The sequence below is a fragment of the Achromobacter sp. HZ34 genome, from assembly GCF_002209485.1.
Taxonomy (GTDB): domain Bacteria; phylum Pseudomonadota; class Gammaproteobacteria; order Burkholderiales; family Burkholderiaceae_B; genus Bordetella_C.
Genome location: NZ_NJIX01000002.1, coordinates 337,079 through 354,578, shown reverse-complemented (window position 1 = coordinate 354,578; position 17,500 = coordinate 337,079). Strand labels below are relative to the sequence as shown.

Here is a 17,500-nt window from a genome sequence, read left to right as displayed (position 1 = left end):
GTCAGAACTCCGATGAAGGTTCGAATTTCTCTCTCAGGTATATGGCCAGCGCCAGGTCGTCCGCCAGTCCCAGCTTCTTCATGGCGCGCCGCTTGTGCGTGCTGATGGTCTTCTTGCTGCGCAGCAGCTTGGCGGAGATCTGGGTGACGGACAGGCCCAGCGCGATATTGCGCAGGACGTCCATTTCCGCCGCGGTCAGCCGGTCATCGGGCTTGGGCGGCTGATGGTCGATCAGTTCCCCCTCGCTGCACGTATGGAACTTGCGCGGTGAACTGACCGCCTGGCGGATCACGTCCGCGATGCACAGCAGGCGTTCTCCTTTCGGTACATAGCCGTGGGCGCCGGCCTTGTAGGCCGCGTATTCGGTGTCCGCCGTCCTGCCGCCCGAGAAGGTGATGACGACCAGCCCGGGGTGTTCCCGGCGCAGGCGCTTGATGAAGTCGACGCCATCCCATGGCTGGCGTGGCAAATAGAAGTCGACGACGGCGACGTCGCAGGGGACTTCCTTCAGCGTATCCAGGAAGCGGATCGCCGATGTTTCTGTCTGGATGATGTCGAAGTCGGACTGGTGGTGCAGGAACGAGGCCATACCCAGTCCAATGATGGGATGGTCATCGAGGATGGAGATCCGGATGCGGTGGCGCGGGCGGGCGCTGAGCATATACCGTTGGACCGATCCCTCGTCGATGAGACACCGGGGTGCGGCGGAGCGGATGCCCTGGCTGCTGTGAGCGATGGTCATGCATTTCCTTGCTTGGCAGGGTGCGGGCTCCCCTTGTGACGTGACAGTGCCTCGCGCGCGCGGAATTCGGCGCGTGCCCGGGAAGGCGCTGTCGGGGAGGCTGGTGGGAGAACCGGGGGATCGTCTGGCCGGCAGTTTACGGACCGAATCAGGGGATGTAGCGAAGGGGGGCGAAAAATAAGACTAGTCCTACACGCCATTTCCATCGCGCCCTTCCATCACGCCTTTTTTCCGGCCGCCGCGCCTTTCCCCTGCGGGGGTGATACAATTCGAAAATTACCTTGAATGGGCTGGTCCCTCGAATGTCCCCTCGGATGTCCCCGCTTTACGCCCGAACTACCATCTTGAGTCCTCGCTGAATGCTGCGACTTAGGTAGGTTCGTGGCCAGCCCGCAGGTCGGGGTTGGCGGCACCAGACGAAGAAAACGCGGCCAGTAAGCCGCGTTTTTTTATTTCATACATCAGGAAGCTTCAAATGGTACAGATTACCTTGCCCGACGGTTCCCGCCGCGAGTTTCCGGGCCCCGTCACGGTGGCCGAGGTGGCGCAATCGATCGGCGCCGGCCTGGCGCGTGCCGCGCTGGGCGGCCGCGTGGCCAGCAATGGCGAAAAGGCGCGCATGGTCGATACCTCGTTCCGCATCGACAGCGATGCCGAACTGGGCATCATCACCGCCAAGGACGCCGACGGCCTGGATCTGATCCGCCACTCCACCGCCCACTTGCTGGCGTACGCGGTCAAGTCGCTGTTCCCCGACGCCCAGGTCACCATCGGCCCGGTCATCGACAACGGCTTCTACTACGACTTCTCGTACAAGCGTCCGTTCACGCCGGAAGACCTGCAGGCCATCGAGAAAAAGATGGCCGAGCTGGCCCGCAAGGACGAAGTGGTGACGCGCGAGGAATGGACGCGCGACGACGCCGTGGCCTATTTCAAGGGCATAGGCGAACACTACAAGGCCGAGATCATCGCCTCGATCCCGTCCAATGAAGTGCTCAGCCTGTATCGCGAAGGCGACTTCGTCGACCTGTGCCGCGGCCCCCACGTGCCGTCCACGGGCAAGCTGAAGGTCTTCAAGCTGATGAAGGTGGCCGGCGCCTACTGGCGCGGCGACAGCAAGAACGAGATGCTGCAGCGTATCTACGGCACGGCCTGGGCGTCCAAGGAAGACCAGGACGCCTACCTGCACATGCTGGAAGAGGCGGAAAAGCGCGACCACCGCAAGCTGGGCCGCGAACTGGACCTGTTCCACTTCCAGGACGAGGCCCCGGGCCTGATCTTCTGGCACCCCAAGGGCTGGCAGCTGTGGCAGCAGGTCGAGCAATACATGCGCGCGGTGTACCGCGACAACGGCTACCAGGAAGTGAAGGCGCCGCAGATCCTGGACATTTCCCTGTGGAAGAAGACCGGCCACTGGGACAACTATCGTGAAAACATGTTCACGACCGAGTCCGAGAACCGTGTCTACGGCCTGAAGCCGATGAACTGCCCGGGCCACGTGCAGATCTACAACGCCGGCCTGCATTCCTACCGCGACCTGCCGCTGCGCTATGGCGAATTCGGCCAGTGCCACCGCAACGAACCGTCCGGTTCGCTGCACGGCATGATGCGCGTGCGCGGTTTTACCCAGGACGACGGCCACATCTTCTGCACGGAAGACCAGCTGCAGGACGAATGCGCGGCATTTACCGCACTGCTGCAAAAGGTCTATCTGGACTTCGGCTTTACGGAAGTGCTATATAAGGTGGCCACGCGCCCGGAAAAGCGCATCGGTTCGGATGCCACCTGGGACGCCGCTGAAAAAGCCCTGATGGACAGCCTGCACCGTACCGGCTGCGCGTTCGAAATCTCCCCGGGCGAGGGGGCTTTTTATGGCCCGAAGATCGAATACACGCTGAAGGACGCCATCGGGCGCCACTGGCAGTGCGGCACGATCCAGGTCGATTTCTCGATGCCGGTGCGCTTGGGCGCCGAATATGTCGACGCCGATGACCAGCGTAAACCGCCGGTCATGCTGCACCGGGCCATCCTGGGTTCGCTGGAGCGTTTCATCGGAATGTTGATTGAAAACCACGCCGGCGCCATGCCGCCGTGGCTCGCGCCGGTGCAGGCCGTGGTGTGCTGTATCTCGGAACCGTCAGCGGAATATGCGGCCCAAATTACACAAAGCCTGAAAAAACAAGGCTTTAGGGTAGAGTCGGATTTGCGTGGTGAAAAAATCACTTATAAAATCCGTGAGCACAGTCTGCAGAAGATCCCCTATATTCTTGTCGTAGGCGAGAAAGAACGGGAAGCCGGTACGGTTGCCGTGCGTGGCCGAGGCGGTCTGGAACTGGGCGCGATCAAGCTCGACGATTTCATCAGCCGCCTGGCGGCCGATGTGTCCGACCGACGTGAAGTCGCGGCCAAGTCCGAATAGGGTTCTTTCTCTGCAGGTTTTTTAACGTTTTAGGAGTTGTCAACATCGCCACTGAAAAAGCCAATCGCATCAACGGTGAGATCCGTGTTCCCGAGGTGCGCCTGATAGGTCTGGAAGGAGAACAGCTAGGCATCGTCAAGATCGCCGACGCGTTCCGGTTGTCCGAGCAAAGTGATGTGGATTTGGTAGAGATCGCCCCCAATGCCGATCCTCCGGTCTGCCGCCTGATGGACTATGGCAAGTTCAAGTACCAGGAACAGAAGCGCCAGGCCGAAGCCCGGTCCAAGCAAAAAGTCATCCAGGTCAAGGAAGTGAAGTTCCGTCCCGCGACCGACGAGGGTGATTACCAGGTCAAGCTGCGCAATCTGCGCCGCTTCCTGGAAGAAGGCGACAAGGCGAAAGTCACGCTGCGCTTCCGGGGCCGAGAAATGGCTCACCAGGAACTGGGCATGCGGGTGCTTGAGCGAGTGCGCGACGACCTGACCGAGCTGGCCTTGGTTGAATCCATGCCCAAGCTGGAAGGTCGCCAGATGATCATGGTGTTGGCGCCGCGCAAGAAAGCGCCGCCACCGGGCAAGGACGGCGGGGCTGCCCCCGCGGCTTGAGGGTTTCCCCCCAAGCTGTCCTTCTCCCCTGATTAAACCGCCGCCCTCCCCGCCGGGGAGGGCGGTGCACGCTGTGGGTGCCGCAATGCATGTTTTGTTCGTTATCGATCCCTTGCCGCTACTGAAAGCGTACAAGGACAGTTCCGTCGCCATGATGCGTGCCTTGGTCAAACGCGGGCATAGCCTGAGCGTGGCCTTGCAAGGGGACCTCTTCATTGACGGCGGCAAGGTGTTGGCACGCGCCACGCCGATCACGTTGCGCGCCGATGCCGACCTGCATGGCCACGATTGGTGGCAGGACAGCAGCGCGCCGGCCGACCAGCCGCTGGCAGCCTTCGACGCGGTGTTGATGCGCAAGGATCCGCCCTTCGACATGGAATACGTCTATTCCACGCATATGCTGGAATACGCGCAGGCGCAGGGCGCGAAAGTCTTCAACCACGGCGCCGCCATCCGTAATCATCCCGAGAAACTGGCCATCACCGAGTTTCCGGAATTCACCGTTCCCACCCTGGTCACCCGTGACATGGCGCGTATCCGGGCGTTCCATGCCGAGCATCGCGATGTCATCGTCAAGCCGCTGGACGGCATGGGCGGCACCGGGATCTTCCGGCTGCGCGAGGGCGAACTCAATCTGAACGCCATCCTGGAAACCCTGACGGAGACGGGCACGCGCAGCATCATGGCGCAGCGTTACATCCCGGAAATCGTCAATGGCGACAAACGCATCCTGCTGATCGGCGGCGAGCCGGTGCCTTATGCGCTGGCGCGCATTCCCATGGCCGGTGAAACGCGTGGCAACCTGGCGGCGGGTGGCCGTGGCGTGGCCCAGCCCCTGTCCGAACGCGATCGCTATATCGCGGAAGCGGTGGCGCCGCGTCTGGCGGCGCGTGGCCTGCTGCTGGTCGGCCTGGACGTGATCGGCGATTACGTCACGGAAGTCAACGTGACCAGCCCCACGTGCTTCGTCGAGATCACCGAGCAGACCGGCTTCGACGTCCCGGAGATGTTTGCCAAGGCGCTGGAGCGCGCCGTGGCAGCAGCGGCCTGACGGAGGCATGATGACCGGCATCGTGATCGTCGTTCACACCCCGCTCGGGTCCGCCATGCTGGACTGTGCGGGCCACGTCATGGGCAAGGTGGGCGACGTCGCGGTGCATGACATCATGGCGGACGACATGCCCGACGCACGCACGCCTGCCGTGGTGGAAGACATCCTGCGCCTGGGCCGGGATGGCAATGGGGTACTGGTCCTGACCGACCTGGTCGGCGCCACGCCGGCCAATATCGCCAAGCGCGCGGTGCTGGAAGCGCAGGCGCAAGGGGTGCAATGCGCGGTCCTGGCTGGCCTGAACACGCCGATGCTGCTGCGGGCCCTGACTTACCGCAATCTGTCCTTGGCGGAGACCCGGGAAAAGGCCTTGGCGGGAGGGGTGCAGGGCGTATTACGTGTAGACTGAGTTTAAAATTCTGATCCAACGTATGCCGGCGCTGCGCCGGCATGATTTTGCTTTGTTCCGCGCTTATCCTCCCTATGCCTAATTCCGAGATCGTCATCAGCAATAAACTGGGTTTGCATGCGCGGGCCGCCGCCAAGCTCACCCAGCTGGCAAGCAAGTACAACTGCGACATCTACATCTCGCGAGGCGCGCAGCGTGTCAATGCCAAGAGCATCATGGGCGTCATGATGCTGGCCGCCGGCCTGGGTGTCACGGTCAAGCTGGACGCCACGGGCGCCGACGCGGAGCGGGCGCTCGTGGATATCGAAGCCCTGTTCGACAGCAAATTCGGTGAGCACGAATAACGCTATCTCCCCCACCGCCATGCCCATACCGGTCGCGGCCCCGGCGCAGTCCACCGGCCCGGCCCATGGCGGCTCTGCCGGCACCACGCCCAGCGCGGTGCTGTGCATGTATGGGCAGGGCGTGGCGCGCGGCTATGCCATCGGCCGCGCCGTGGTCATGGGCGCGGCGGCCCTGGAAGTGGCCCACTACCGGATCGCCCCCGACGAGGTCACGGCAGAGCGGGAACGCCTGACGGCGGCGCTGCAGACAGCGCAGGACGAGCTGCTGCAGATGGCCGATACCTTGCCCGAGGACGCGCCGCGTGAGCTGGGGGCCATGCTCAATGTGCACCGGCTGCTGCTGGGCGACCCCTTGCTGGCGCAACAGGCCCTGAGCCTGATCGACGAACGGCACTACAACGCCGAATGGGCCCTGGCCACCCAGGGCCAGCTGCTGGGCGAGCAGTTCGATGCCATGGAAGACGAGTACCTGCGCGAGCGCGGGGGCGACGTGCGCCAGGTCATCGAACGCGTGCTGCACGTGCTGGTTGGCACGTCCGCCATTCCCGACCCCAGCCGGGTCGACGGCAACGATCCGCTGGTGGTCGTGGCCCACGATATTTCGCCCGCCGACATGCTGCGCCTGCGCGGTGGACGCTTCCTGGCTTTTGTCACGGACCTGGGCGGACCGACGTCACATACGGCCATCGTGGCGCGCAGCATGGGCGTGCCCGCTGTCGTGGCCCTGGGCCATGTGCGTGAACTGGTGCGCGACGGCGACATGCTGATCGTCGACGGCGCCACCGGCGCGGTGATCGTCAATCCTTCGCCTGCCATCCTGGACGAGTATCGCCAGCGCCAGCGCGTCTACGCCGATGAAAGGGCGGAACTCGCGCTGTTGCGCGACGAGCCCGCCGTCACGCTGGACGGCATCGGCGTGGTGCTGCACGCCAATATCGAACTGCCGGAAGAAGCCGAACTGGCCCTGGCGTCCGGCGCGGAAGGCATCGGCCTGTTCCGCAGCGAATTCCTGTTCATGGGCCGCCGCCATCTGCCCGGCGAAGAGGAGCAGTACCAGGCCTATACATCGGTGCTGCGGACCATGGCCGGCCGCCCGGTGACCATCCGTACCCTGGACATCGGCGCGGACAAGACGCTGGACGATGAAGCGACCGTGGCCATCAACCCGGCGCTGGGTCTGCGTGCCATCCGCTATTGCCTGGCGCACCCGGAGATGTTCGCCACGCAGTTGCGCGCCATCCTGCGCGCGTCGGCGCATGGTCCAGTGCGTATCCTGATTCCCATGGTCTCGCACATGCACGAGGTCGTCGCCACGCGGCAGGCGCTGGCTGCGGCGCGGCTGGAGCTGGATGCGCGGGGCCAGGCTTATGCGCCGCATATCGAGCTGGGCGCGATGGTGGAAGTGCCTGCCATTGCCATTGCCATCGAGCCCTTCGCCCAGGCCCTGGATTTCCTGTCCATCGGCACCAATGACCTGATCCAGTACACGCTGGCCATCGATCGTGGCGATGTGCAGGTGGCGTCCTTGTACGACGCCTTGCATCCGGCCATCATGCGCTTGCTGTCGCACACCATCAATGTGGGTGAGCGGGCCGGTAAGCCGGTGGCCGTGTGCGGGGAAATGGCGGGCGATGCGCAGTTGACCCGCCTGCTGCTGGGACTGGGCCTGACCGAGTTCTCCATGCATCCGCAGCAGTTGCTGGACGTCAAGCGCGAGATCCGCCGGGCCCATTCCAATGCCTTGCGGGTGAAGGTCGCGTCCGTGCTGAACCGCGCGCTGCCGGTCGACCTGGAAACGCTGAACCAGGTCTGAGGATTACCTGGCGATGGGGCAGGGCCGCCGGGCCTGAGCCTGGCGCAATATCGACGTATCAAAAAAACGGGGCGCTCATCGAGCGCCCCGTTTCCCCTTGTGCCCCGGCCTCTATCGGGCCGGGGTCGCTTCCATTAACTGTGATATGCCGATTCGCCGTGGCAGGTAACGTCCAGGCCTTCGCGTTCGACGTCTTCCGGCACACGCAGGCCGCAGACCATGTCGGCGATCTTGTAGGCGATCCAGGCCACGATGCCGGACCAGACGATGGTCAGGACCACGCCTTCGAACTGCACCCACACCTGGCCACCGATTTCCGCGGCAGTCTTCAGGCCCGGGCCGCCCAGGGCCTGGGCGTTGAACACGCCGGTCAGCAGGGCACCGGTGATGCCACCGATGCCGTGCACGCCAAACACGTCCAGCGCGTCGTCCGCCTTGAGCATGCGCTTCAGGCCGTTCACGCCCCACACGCAGATCACACCACCGGCCACGCCGATGATGAAGGCGCCGACCATGCCGACCAGGCCGGCGGCGGGGGTGATGGCAACCAGACCAGCAACGGCGCCCGAAGCAGCACCCAGCATGGACGGCTTGCCCTTGAGCGCCCATTCCGTGAACAACCAGGCCAGCACGGCGGCGGCGGTGGCGATCATGGTGTTGAAGAAGGCGAGGGTGGCTTGTTCATTGGCCATCAGCGAGGAGCCGGCGTTGAAACCGAACCAGCCCACCCACAGCAGCGATGCACCGATCATGACCATGGGCAGATTGTGCGGCTGCATCGATTCACGGCCATAGCCGACGCGCTTGCCGATCACATAGGCACCCACCAGGCCGGCGATACCGGCGTTGATGTGCACCACGGTGCCGCCGGCGAAGTCCAGCGCACCCTTGGCATTCATCAGGCCGGGCGCGGTGGGCGAGGCGAACCACACCATGTGGGCGATGGGCACGTAGGCGAACGTGAACCAGATCACCGTGAACACCAGCACTGCCGAGAAGCGGGCGCGTTCGGCGAAGCTGCCCACGATCAGCGCGCAGGTGATGCCGGCGAAGGTCGCCTGGAACGAGGCAAAGATCAGCTCGGTCAGCGTGGCCGACATGGCGTACTTGCCGTCGGCAGGCGTGAACATGCCCGAGAAAAAGGCGCGCGAGAAGCCACCGAAGAAGGCATTGCCTTCAGTGAAGGCCAGCGAATAACCGTAGATGAACCACAGCACCAGGCCCAGGACGAACGTCGTCATGACCTGCATCAGTACCGACAATACATTCTTGCTCCGCACCAGGCCGCCGTAGAACAGGGCCAGGCCGGGAACTGCCATCATCAACACCAGCAGTGTCGATACAAGCATCCACGAGATATCTGCTTTATCCATTTGTAATGGCTCCAATAGCGTCTTTATTCGTTATTTAAAGTGCTGCTTCGCCTGCTTCGCCAGTGCGGATGCGAATGACTTGCTCCAGGGGGGCGACGAAGATCTTGCCGTCGCCGATCTTGCCCGTACGGGCTGCTTGCTCGATGGTTTCGATGGCCTGTTCGACCAGGTCGTCAGGGACCGCGGCTTCCACCCGCAACTTGGGCAGGAAGTCGACGGCGTATTCCGCGCCGCGATACAGTTCGGTGTGGCCCTTCTGGCGTCCAAAACCCTTGACTTCAGTGACTGTCAGTCCTTGGACGCCGATTCCGGACAGTGCCACCCGCACCTCGTCGAGCTTGAATGGCTTGATGATGGCGATGATGAGTTTCATGGCTTATTCCTCTCATGGTTTGCGCTAGGCACAGTGGTAAAAGCAATATCTGTGCCAATTTTTGGCCGCCCCGGTTCGCATGAGATCGCCCCAAAACGGGGAACATCCTGGAACGGCACGCACATGAGTGGTGCAGAACGTGGTGCACGTCCCAGCTACAGGATGTTCTCCGCCCCGCTTTTTTGTAGCAAATTGCTGCAGTACTACGGCGTAGGTATGCCCTCCATAAGGATGAGGCTCGGGTAATGCCTGCCTGCGCCTGTAAAGCCGTCATGGAGAGACCGAGCCGCGCTTGATACGCCGACTTACATGCTGACGTTGTGTCTAAATGAGGCCTGCATCAAGAATGCTTTCAACCAAGCGATATGCGTGTTTCGGTTCGCGAGGAAATGTCCGCCAGGGTGGCATTCGACCGCCGGGACAACGGGAAAGAAAAACCATGAATCGCTTATCTAGGAACGCCACGATTGCGGCGGCGATGTTGCTGGCCGCGACCGTCTTGACGGCTTGTGACAAGAAGGACGGCAATCCGTCCGCCGCGGCGGTGGCGCCCGCCGTCGCTGCTCCCGCCCCAGCGGGGGCGGCCACGCCTGCGGGCAGTGCGGTGCCATCCTCCACGGCGATAGGCGCCACCGCCAGCGCCGCCACGACCGCCAGTGCCGGTGGCGTGCCGGCGGAGTGCGATGACTACATCCACAAGGTCAACTCGTGCATGGACAAGCTGGGCGCCAACAGCCCCGCGGTCGCGACGTTCCGCCAGCAGCTGGAAGCTTCGCGCACCCAGTGGGCGACCGTGCAGGACAAGACGGCGCTGGCCGCGCAATGCAAGCAGTCGACCGACCTGTTTACCCAATCGGCCAGCCAGATGGGCTGCCAATAAGCATTCCGGTTGTCTCCGGAGCCCTGGGGCGGCCCTCGTGCCGCTCTTTTTTTGCGCCCTGCAGAAGCGATTTACACTTGAGGTTCGCGACTTTCAACCTTCGCGGAATAGGATGCAGAAATGAACACCACCAATCCCATGCAATGGATGGAAGACATCCAGAAGAATATCTCGGACCTGATCGCGCGCAGCCCCGCGGCGGATGTCGAGCGCAATGTGCGCGCGATGATGACGCAAGGCTTCGCCAAGCTGGATCTGGTGACGCGGGAAGAGTTCGATGTGCAGGCCGATCTGCTGGCCCGTACGTTGACGCGTGTCGATCAACTGACCGCCCAGGTCGCCGCGCTGGAAGCCAGGCTGTCCGCACTGGAAGGCGGCGCGCCCAAGGTGTGAGTGCCGATGTCCCGGCGTGGCCTGATTCCTAGGCCTTGAAATACTCCGGATGCCGGGTGCGGATCTCGTCCACCTGCCGCAGCGTGTGCGACAGGTGTTCCCGCAAGCGTTGCTCGGCCAGGCCGGGATCGCCCGCCGCGATGGCATCGACGATCAGCGTGTGATCGTTCTGGATACGCTGGGCCTTGCCCACCGCCGGCAGATGCAGGCGGCGCAGGCGGTCGATATGGCCGCTGCGGCTGTACACCAGTTGCCACAGGTCCAGCATATTGGCCGCCGCGTACAACTCCCGGTGAAACTCCAGGTCTATGGCGGCGAAGGCCTCCAGATCCGCTGCCTCGACCTGGGCCTGCTGCATATCCAGCTGGGCCCGCAAGCGCTTGACCAGGCCGGCGTTGTCGGTCGCCGCCAGCTCGCGCACGAGCTCCAGCTCGATGGCGCGGCGCAGGAAGTGCGCCTGGCCGGCGCGGTCCAGGTCTATCTTGCTGACGCGCGTACCGGCTTGGGGAATCACATCCACCAGGCCTTCTTCCTCCAATCGCATGAGCGCATCGCGCACGGGCGTCTGGCTGACGCCATACTGCGCCGCCAGCTCCGGACGCACCAGTGCGGTGCCCGGCGGCAATGCCAATGAAACAATGGCCTCGCGCAGCAATTCGTAGAGTTGCGGCGCGGCCTGCCGGTAGCGGTCCAGCCTGATGGATTCATTCATGGCATGTGGTAATCAGAAGCGGATGGATGGGCGTGACGACGGCAGGTGACATGGCTTGTTCATGATGTACTAATGTATTAGTATATTTTAATCAAGAACGTACAAGATTCGACCCCGAGACAAACCCTGTTCAAGCATGAACAGGCGCGCGCCGCGCACGGCTGCCGCAGTGCATCCCATTTCCTGTTGACGCCTTTATGGTGCTTGCCGAGCAAATACGATGACGACCAAGAAGAAGACTTCCGAGACCTTGCGCAGCGCGCGCTGGTTCGCCCCCGATGACCTGCGTGGCTTCGGCCACCGATCCCGCGCCATGCAGATGGGTTACGCGCCCGAAGAGTGGGCCGGGCGCCCGGTGATCGGCATCGTCAATACCTGGTCGGACATCAACCCCTGTCATACCCACTTCAAGCAGCGCGTCGAGGACGTCAAGCGGGGCGTGCTGCAGGCGGGCGGCTTCCCCATCGAACTGCCGGCGTTGTCGCTGGCCGAGCAATACGTCAAGCCGACGACCATGCTGTACCGGAACATGCTGGCGATGGATGCGGAAGAGCTCCTGCGCTGCCATCCCGTCGACGGCGTGGTACTGATGGGCGGTTGCGACAAGACCACGCCCGCGCTGCTGATGGGCGCCACCAGCGCCGGACTGCCCGCCATCTATGTGCCGGCGGGTCCCATGCTGCGGGGCAACTGGCAGGGCCATACCCTGGGTTCGGGATCGGATGCCTGGAAGTTCTGGGACGACCGCCGCGCCGGCATCATCACCGAGCAACAGTGGATCGGCATCCAGGGCGGTATCGCGCGCAGCCATGGCACGTGCATGACCATGGGCACCGCCAGCACCATGACCGCCATTGCCGAAGCCCTGGGCATGACCTTGCCGGGCGCGTCGTCGATTCCCGCGCCGGACGCCAACCATGTCCGCATGAGTTCGGAGTCGGGCCGCCGTATCGTGGAGATGGTGTGGGAAGACCTGACGCCGGCGCGCATCCAGACGCGCAAGGCTTTCGAAAACGCCATCACCGTGGCCATGGCCATGGGCTGTTCCACCAACGCCATCATTCACGTGATTGCCCAGGGGCGGCGCGCGGGCCACGACATCAGCCTGGATGATTTCGAGAAGGCCAGCCGCACGGTGCCGGTGATCGCCAACGTGCGGCCCAGCGGCGACAAGTATCTGATGGAAGATTTCTTCTACGCCGGCGGGCTGCCGGCGATGATGACCCGTATCCGCGAGCATCTGCACCTGGACGAGATGACCGTCACCGGCCGTACGCTGGGGCAGAACATCGAGGGCGCGGCCGTGTACAACGACGACGTCATCCGCACCGTGGACGATCCCGTCTATGCCGAAGGTTCGCTGGCCGTGCTGCGTGGCAATCTGGCGCCGGACGGCTGCGTGATGAAGCCGGGCGCGGCCGATCCGCGTTTCCTCAAGCATTCAGGGCCGGCGCTGGTATTCGACGACTATCCGTCGATGAAGGCGGCCATCGATGACGAGAACCTGGACGTCACGGCGGACCATGTGCTGATCCTGCGTAATGCGGGGCCGCAGGGGGGGCCGGGCATGCCTGAGTGGGGCATGTTGCCCGTGCCGAAGAAGCTGGTGAAGCAGGGCGTGCGCGACATGGTGCGGCTGTCCGATGCGCGCATGAGCGGCACCAGCTATGGCGCCTGCATCCTGCATGTTTCGCCTGAGTCTTATGTGGGTGGTCCGCTGGGCCTGGTGCGCAATGGCGACATCATCTCGCTGGACGTGGATGCCCGCACGATCAACCTCGATGTCGATGATGCCGAACTGCAGCGGCGCCGCGCGGAGTGGAAGCAGCCGGAACGGCGCTACGAGCGCGGCTATGGCTGGATGTTCTCCAAGCACATCGAGCAGGCCGACCAGGGCTGCGACTTCGATTTCCTGCGCACCGATTTCGGCGCCCCCGTGCGCGAGCCGGATATTTTCTGATGGCATCGGCGTCGCTGCACGGCTTTACGCGATTTCCTCCCATTCCGCAGGAAGGATGCCGGCGGCATTGGCAGGGCGCCTGATGGTGAATCAGATCTGCTCCTTTTTCCCCTGTCTTTTAGAGAACACCGATCATGTTGAAACCCGAAACCCGTGAATTGCTGCGCGGCGTAAGCACCGCCACCTTGTGTACCTGCCTGTTCAAGCGCGGCCTGCGCTCGCAGATGATCCAGGGCGCGCTGCCGGTAGGCGGCGTGCGTGGCGGCCCCTCCATGGTGGGCGAGGCATTCACGCTGCGCTATATGCCGGCACGCGAAGACCTCAATGGCATCGAAGTGTTCCGCGACCGCGCACACCCCCAACGCAAGGCGATCGAAGATTGCCCGCCGGGCGCGGTGCTGGTGATCGACAGCCGCAAGGACGCGCGCGCCGCGTCGGCGGGCGGCATCCTGGTCGGCCGCTTGCAGGCCCGCGGCGTGGAAGGCGTGGTGACCGACGGTGGTTTTCGTGACGCGCCCGAGATCGGCAAGATGAAGATGCGTGCTTACCACCAGCGCCCGTCCGCGCCGACCAACCTGACGCTGCATCAGGCCATCGACATCAACGTCCCTATCGGCTGCGGCGACGCACCGGTCTTCCCCGGCGACGTCATCGTGGGCGACGACGAAGGCGTGCTGGTGATCCCCGCCCACATGGCCGACGAAATCGCCGCCGAAGCCGCGGAAATGACCGTGTTCGAGGACTTCGTCGCCGAACAGGTGGCCAACGGCCGCTCGATCCTGGGCCTCTATCCCGCCACCGACCCGCAAACGCCCATCGACTTCGCGGCATGGCGCAAGGAACATAATCGCTGAGTCTCGGACGGCCGGCGGCAGGCAATGGGTGACCAGTGTTGAACGTTGAACGTCGACCGCACAGCGTTGAGTCGAGCGAATCCCGCCACTGACGCATGACGCGCGGCCGGACCTGTCGGTCCGGCTCGCATACCCCCTACTGGAAATCCCGGATATCGAATTTCCCGTTGCTGCGTCGACGGAATTATTCGTTTTTTCCCCTTCCACGTCCTCCCTATACTTCCCTGCACCACATGCAATAGCCGATCACACGGCGCGCGGGCAGCCGCATTGGCTGCCCTGATCAAGGGGAGTTGGGTTTCATGGAAATGCAAGCGGAACGTACGCGGGACCTCGCCGAAGGCGAGGAAGTGACCATTCTGGATACAGCGAAGCCGGGTCGCCCGCTGATACGCGATACGCCACTGGCGGGCCCCATCGTCTGGGATCGCGACACCTTGGCGCCCGAGGACGGCAAGGTTCAGCTGGACGACGTGGCGCTGGCCGAGATCGATGCTTTCGTGGAGGACCTGCGCCGCAATCCCCTGCCCACCCTGCTGCTGACGCCGGCCGACCACGCCATGCCCCGCTGCTCGGTCTTGATGGCACGGGCCCGCGACATCCTGCGTGATGGCGTAGGCTTCGTCATCCTGGACAAGATTCCCGTGCAGCAGTATTCGCAGGAGGAATGCCGGGCGATCTACTGGATGTTGGGGCAGATGGTGGCGCGTCCGGTCGCACAGAGCTTCGACGGCAAGATGATCTATGACGTCAAGGATCAGGGCCGCGCTTACAGTACCTCCGTGCGCGGCGACACCACCCGCAAGGACCAGAACTTCCATACCGACAACAACTACAACCTCTGCCCGCCGCACTATGTGGCGCTGTTCTGCCTGCATCCCGCGATGACCGGCGGCATCAACAGCATCGTCAGTTTCTACGCCGTCTACAACGAGATGCTCAAGCGCCATCCCATCGAGCTGGTCGAGCGCCTGTATCGGCCTTACCTGGCCAACCGCCAGCGCGAGCATTTCCCTGGCGATCCCATGGTGCTGAACCGCCCGCTGTTTACTTATGATGGCGATTTTCTGAACTGCAAGCTGTCGCGCCACCAGACGCTCAGCGGCTACCACCTGGCGGGGCAGGCGCTCGATCCCTTGGGCTTGCAGGCGCTGGATGCGCTGGAATCCATCATGGCCGAGCCGCGCTGGAACCGCGAGTTCTTCTTCGAACGCGGCCAGATCCAGATCGTCGACAACCGCCGTTGCGGTCACCGCCGCACCGGTTTCGTGGATTATCCTGAACCCGAGCGCAAGCGTCACCTGTTGCGCTTGTGGCTGCGCGATACGGGCCGTCGCTCGTATCACGGCTGACGCCACCCGCATCAAGAAAAATAAAAAGCGCTTTACACGCCCCGAAGTGCCGGAGAGGGGGGAGACATGGACGTCAGTCTTTCATAACGACACAAGGGGCTTGCCATGGATTTTCTTTCCACCATTCGCGTCATCCGGTCATGTTCGTTGGCCGCCTTGTCATTCACGCTTGCCGCGGCATGGATGACACCGGCTTGCGCCGGCACGTATCCCGAGCACGCCATCAAGATCATCGTGCCGTTCACGCCCGGCGGCACCTCCGACGTATTGGCGCGCACCGTCGCTGAGCAGATGGCGCTGGATCTGGGCCAGCCTGTCGTCGTGGAAAATCGCCCCGGCGCCGGCAGTGCCCTGGGCACCGGCGTGGCGGCACGCAGCGCGCCGGACGGGTATACCTTGCTGATGGGGTCGAGTTCGGCGCTGGCGGTCAATCCCGCCTTGCTGAACGATCTTCCCTACGATGCCGCGCGCAGCTTCGCTCCCATCTCGCTTGTGGCGGGCATCCAGAACATCCTGCTTGTGAATCCTTCGCTGCCGGTCAAGAACGTGCAGGAGCTGATCGCGTACGGCAAGACGCACAAGCTTTTCTTCGGCAGTGCGGGTACCGGCTCGTCGCCCCATATGTCCGCCGAACTCTTCCAATCGATGGCGGGAATCGAGATGACCCATGTGCCGTTCAAGGGCGGCCCGCAGGCGCTCAGTGAAACCGTGGCTGGACGCATCAACCTGGTGTTCGACAATATGCCCACCGCTGCCGCGATGGTGAAGTCCGGACAGTTGCGGGGATTGGCGGTGACCGCGGCGCATCCGTCGCCGATGGTGCCGGAGATACCGACGGTGGCATCGCAGGGGTTGCCGGGTTACGACGTGACGGTCTGGTATGGCTTGCTGGCGCCAGCGGGCACGCCGCCGGCGATCGTCGAGATGCTGAGCAAGGAAACCGCGAAGATCCTGGCGCGCGCTGACATCCGCCAGAAGCTGATCGACATCGGCACCGAACCGCAAAGCATGGCCCCCGATGAATTCGGCGCATTCATCACGGGCGAGCGGACCAAGTGGGCCGAGGTCATACACAAGGCGGGTATCAGCATGGCAGCGCGTTGATCGCGCTTGGCCTTGCGTGCAGGGCGCGGTTGGAGCTATCGTCGCCTGCACGCAGGTTACGCCAGGCAAACGCGCGTCGCCCTCGCTTCGGCGCGGCTATGCGTGCGGGAATTCGCTGATTTCCGCCGCCAGCAAGGCCACTGCCGTGACGAGCGCGCTGCTGTTGTTGCGCTGATGAACCGCGACGAATTCCAGCCGGGGGAACGTCGGCGATGTGTCGAGCACCGTCAGCAGGCCGGCCAGCACCTCGTTGCGATGGGACGACCGATGCAGCAGGCCGATGCCCAGCCCCGCGGTAATCAGCTTGGCGGCCATGCCCATGTCGCTACAGGAGATCACCGGATCGTATTCGACGTTGGCGGCGCCGAACCACTGCGCGATGGCGGGGTGGTGGGGCGAAGCCTGGGACAGGCCTACGATCGGCCATCTGACCAGGTCGGCGGGGGCCAGCGTCCGCTCCAAGGGGATATCGAGTTCGGGCGATGCCATCCACACGAATTCGTCGTAACCCAGGGACACCGCCTCCAGCGCCGGGTCGGTGATGGGGGCTCCCGCGAAGGCGATATCCAGCTCGCCGGACTTTACCTTCTGCAGCAGCGGCGCGGTCAAGCCCAGCACGATGTCGAAGCGTACCTGCGAGTAGCGTGCGCGGATGGCGGCGATGAGCCGGGGCAGCCAGGTGTGGGCGATACGGCCCGCGCACCCTATGCGCAGCAGGCCGGTGATGGCATCCGGCTCGCCCAGATGAAAGCTGATGCGTTCGGACAGGCCGACGATCTGCCTGGCCCAGGGCAGGATTTCCTGTCCTTTGGCCGACAGTTGCAGGCGGTGATGCGATCGGTCGAAGAGTTCGACGCCCCACGCCGTTTCCAGTTCGCGGATGCGGGTGGAAATGGTGGATTGCGTAGCGTGCAGGGCTTTGGCGGCCGCCGCGAAGCTGCCGACCTCGGCGACGCGGCAAAACGTGGCCAGCTGTCGAATATTCATTCCAGCCAGTGTGCCGGGACCGCGCGGCAGCGGCAATCGGGAAAAGTACGGTGGGGCTTGCCCCGCCCGCCGTGTCGTTCCGCCTGCTTCGCTCCGTGCCTGCCGCTGCCGCGCTGCTGCGCGCAGGGG

At 63.6% G+C, this 17,500-nt stretch carries 17 protein-coding genes; 12 read left to right on the top strand and 5 right to left on the bottom strand.

The genetic code is table 11. The features are described from left to right. Window position 1: 1 nt before the first annotated feature. Window positions 2-742, bottom strand: a complete 741-nt coding sequence (locus CEY05_RS08355) for a response regulator transcription factor (protein WP_233161430.1) — start codon at window positions 740-742, stop codon at window positions 2-4. 475 nt (window positions 743-1,217) lie between these two features. On the opposite strand from CEY05_RS08355, the gene thrS reads away from it, so the two are divergent. The 6 genes from thrS to ptsP all read left to right on the top strand — a co-directional run bounded on the left by thrS (window position 1,218) and on the right by ptsP (window position 7,383). Further along, window positions 1,218-3,161, top strand: coding sequence for a threonine--tRNA ligase (thrS, locus tag CEY05_RS08350; RefSeq protein WP_088598030.1), 1,944 nt, complete (start codon window positions 1,218-1,220; stop codon window positions 3,159-3,161). Continuing rightward, window positions 3,158-3,766 (top strand): translation initiation factor IF-3, encoded by a 609-nt coding sequence (gene infC / locus CEY05_RS08345; RefSeq protein ID WP_233161484.1) that lies wholly within the window; start codon window positions 3,158-3,160, stop codon window positions 3,764-3,766. The genes thrS and infC overlap by 4 nt, the downstream gene beginning before the upstream one ends. Before the next feature lie 85 nt (window positions 3,767-3,851). After that, complete coding sequence (gene gshB / locus CEY05_RS08340; RefSeq protein WP_088598028.1) at window positions 3,852-4,817, top strand: glutathione synthase; 966 nt, start codon at window positions 3,852-3,854, stop codon at window positions 4,815-4,817. A 10-nt stretch (window positions 4,818-4,827) separates the two neighbouring features. Beyond that, window positions 4,828-5,226, top strand: coding sequence for a PTS sugar transporter subunit IIA (locus CEY05_RS08335; RefSeq protein WP_088598555.1), 399 nt, complete (start codon window positions 4,828-4,830; stop codon window positions 5,224-5,226). Between the two features lie 74 nt (window positions 5,227-5,300). Beyond that, window positions 5,301-5,570 (top strand): HPr family phosphocarrier protein, encoded by a 270-nt coding sequence (locus tag CEY05_RS08330; protein ID WP_088598027.1) that lies wholly within the window; start codon window positions 5,301-5,303, stop codon window positions 5,568-5,570. A 121-nt stretch (window positions 5,571-5,691) separates the two neighbouring features. Further along, complete coding sequence (gene ptsP, locus CEY05_RS08325) at window positions 5,692-7,383, top strand: phosphoenolpyruvate--protein phosphotransferase (RefSeq protein WP_088598554.1); 1,692 nt, start codon at window positions 5,692-5,694, stop codon at window positions 7,381-7,383. 134 nt (window positions 7,384-7,517) lie between these two features. Here ptsP and amt read toward each other — a convergent pair whose 3' ends face one another. Continuing rightward, window positions 7,518-8,756, bottom strand: coding sequence for an ammonium transporter (amt, locus tag CEY05_RS08320; RefSeq protein ID WP_088598026.1), 1,239 nt, complete (start codon window positions 8,754-8,756; stop codon window positions 7,518-7,520). 34 nt (window positions 8,757-8,790) lie between these two features. After that, the gene (locus CEY05_RS08315) at window positions 8,791-9,129 is read right to left on the bottom strand and encodes a P-II family nitrogen regulator (protein WP_057652422.1); all 339 of its coding nucleotides are present in this window, start codon (window positions 9,127-9,129) and stop codon (window positions 8,791-8,793) included. A gap of 439 nt (window positions 9,130-9,568) precedes the next feature. Here CEY05_RS08315 and CEY05_RS31225 point away from each other — a divergent pair, with 439 nt between their 5' ends. Further along, a complete protein-coding gene (locus CEY05_RS31225) occupies window positions 9,569-10,009 on the top strand; it encodes a glutaconyl-CoA decarboxylase subunit gamma (protein WP_158219285.1) in 441 nt (146 codons plus the stop codon). Between the two features lie 120 nt (window positions 10,010-10,129). After that, window positions 10,130-10,402: an accessory factor UbiK family protein gene (locus CEY05_RS08305; protein ID WP_088598024.1), complete on the top strand. Its 273-nt coding sequence runs from the start codon at window positions 10,130-10,132 to the stop codon at window positions 10,400-10,402. Between the two features lie 28 nt (window positions 10,403-10,430). Here CEY05_RS08305 and CEY05_RS08300 read toward each other — a convergent pair whose 3' ends face one another. After that, window positions 10,431-11,114, bottom strand: coding sequence for a GntR family transcriptional regulator (locus CEY05_RS08300; RefSeq protein WP_088598023.1), 684 nt, complete (start codon window positions 11,112-11,114; stop codon window positions 10,431-10,433). Between the two features lie 220 nt (window positions 11,115-11,334). Here CEY05_RS08300 and araD point away from each other — a divergent pair, with 220 nt between their 5' ends. The 4 genes from araD (at window position 11,335) to CEY05_RS08280 (ending at window position 16,384) form a co-directional block, all read left to right on the top strand. Next, window positions 11,335-13,074 carry an L-arabinonate dehydratase gene (gene araD / locus CEY05_RS08295; protein WP_088598022.1) on the top strand — a complete coding sequence of 580 codons (1,740 nt, stop codon included), beginning with the start codon at window positions 11,335-11,337 and terminating at the stop codon, window positions 13,072-13,074. Window positions 13,075-13,211: 137 nt separating this feature from the next. Beyond that, on the top strand, window positions 13,212-13,928 hold the full coding sequence (locus CEY05_RS08290; protein ID WP_198952751.1) for a ribonuclease activity regulator RraA: 717 nt from the start codon (window positions 13,212-13,214) through the stop codon (window positions 13,926-13,928). A gap of 302 nt (window positions 13,929-14,230) precedes the next feature. Continuing rightward, window positions 14,231-15,280: a TauD/TfdA family dioxygenase gene (locus CEY05_RS08285; RefSeq protein WP_088598020.1), complete on the top strand. Its 1,050-nt coding sequence runs from the start codon at window positions 14,231-14,233 to the stop codon at window positions 15,278-15,280. A 105-nt stretch (window positions 15,281-15,385) separates the two neighbouring features. After that, window positions 15,386-16,384, top strand: coding sequence for a tripartite tricarboxylate transporter substrate binding protein (locus CEY05_RS08280; RefSeq protein ID WP_088598019.1), 999 nt, complete (start codon window positions 15,386-15,388; stop codon window positions 16,382-16,384). A 96-nt stretch (window positions 16,385-16,480) separates the two neighbouring features. Here CEY05_RS08280 and CEY05_RS08275 read toward each other — a convergent pair whose 3' ends face one another. After that, window positions 16,481-17,371, bottom strand: a complete 891-nt coding sequence (locus tag CEY05_RS08275) for a LysR family transcriptional regulator (protein WP_158219284.1) — start codon at window positions 17,369-17,371, stop codon at window positions 16,481-16,483. Between the last annotated feature and the right edge of the window lie 129 nt (window positions 17,372-17,500).

What these genes read in the sequence shown, in the direction of transcription:
- CEY05_RS08355 (WP_233161430.1), bottom strand. Translation starts at nt 742, where the DNA reads ATGACCATCGCTCACAGCAGCCAGGGCATCCGCTCCGCCGCACCCCGG.
- thrS (WP_088598030.1), top strand. Translation starts at nt 1,218, where the DNA reads ATGGTACAGATTACCTTGCCCGACGGTTCCCGCCGCGAGTTTCCGGGC.
- gshB (WP_088598028.1), top strand. Translation starts at nt 3,852, where the DNA reads ATGCATGTTTTGTTCGTTATCGATCCCTTGCCGCTACTGAAAGCGTAC.
- CEY05_RS08335 (WP_088598555.1), top strand. Translation starts at nt 4,828, where the DNA reads ATGACCGGCATCGTGATCGTCGTTCACACCCCGCTCGGGTCCGCCATG.
- CEY05_RS08330 (WP_088598027.1), top strand. Translation starts at nt 5,301, where the DNA reads ATGCCTAATTCCGAGATCGTCATCAGCAATAAACTGGGTTTGCATGCG.
- amt (WP_088598026.1), bottom strand. Translation starts at nt 8,756, where the DNA reads ATGGATAAAGCAGATATCTCGTGGATGCTTGTATCGACACTGCTGGTG.
- CEY05_RS08315 (WP_057652422.1), bottom strand. Translation starts at nt 9,129, where the DNA reads ATGAAACTCATCATCGCCATCATCAAGCCATTCAAGCTCGACGAGGTG.
- CEY05_RS31225 (WP_158219285.1), top strand. Translation starts at nt 9,569, where the DNA reads ATGAATCGCTTATCTAGGAACGCCACGATTGCGGCGGCGATGTTGCTG.
- CEY05_RS08305 (WP_088598024.1), top strand. Translation starts at nt 10,130, where the DNA reads ATGAACACCACCAATCCCATGCAATGGATGGAAGACATCCAGAAGAAT.
- CEY05_RS08300 (WP_088598023.1), bottom strand. Translation starts at nt 11,114, where the DNA reads ATGAATGAATCCATCAGGCTGGACCGCTACCGGCAGGCCGCGCCGCAA.
- araD (WP_088598022.1), top strand. Translation starts at nt 11,335, where the DNA reads ATGACGACCAAGAAGAAGACTTCCGAGACCTTGCGCAGCGCGCGCTGG.
- CEY05_RS08285 (WP_088598020.1), top strand. Translation starts at nt 14,231, where the DNA reads ATGGAAATGCAAGCGGAACGTACGCGGGACCTCGCCGAAGGCGAGGAA.
- CEY05_RS08280 (WP_088598019.1), top strand. Translation starts at nt 15,386, where the DNA reads ATGGATTTTCTTTCCACCATTCGCGTCATCCGGTCATGTTCGTTGGCC.
- CEY05_RS08275 (WP_158219284.1), bottom strand. Translation starts at nt 17,371, where the DNA reads ATGAATATTCGACAGCTGGCCACGTTTTGCCGCGTCGCCGAGGTCGGC.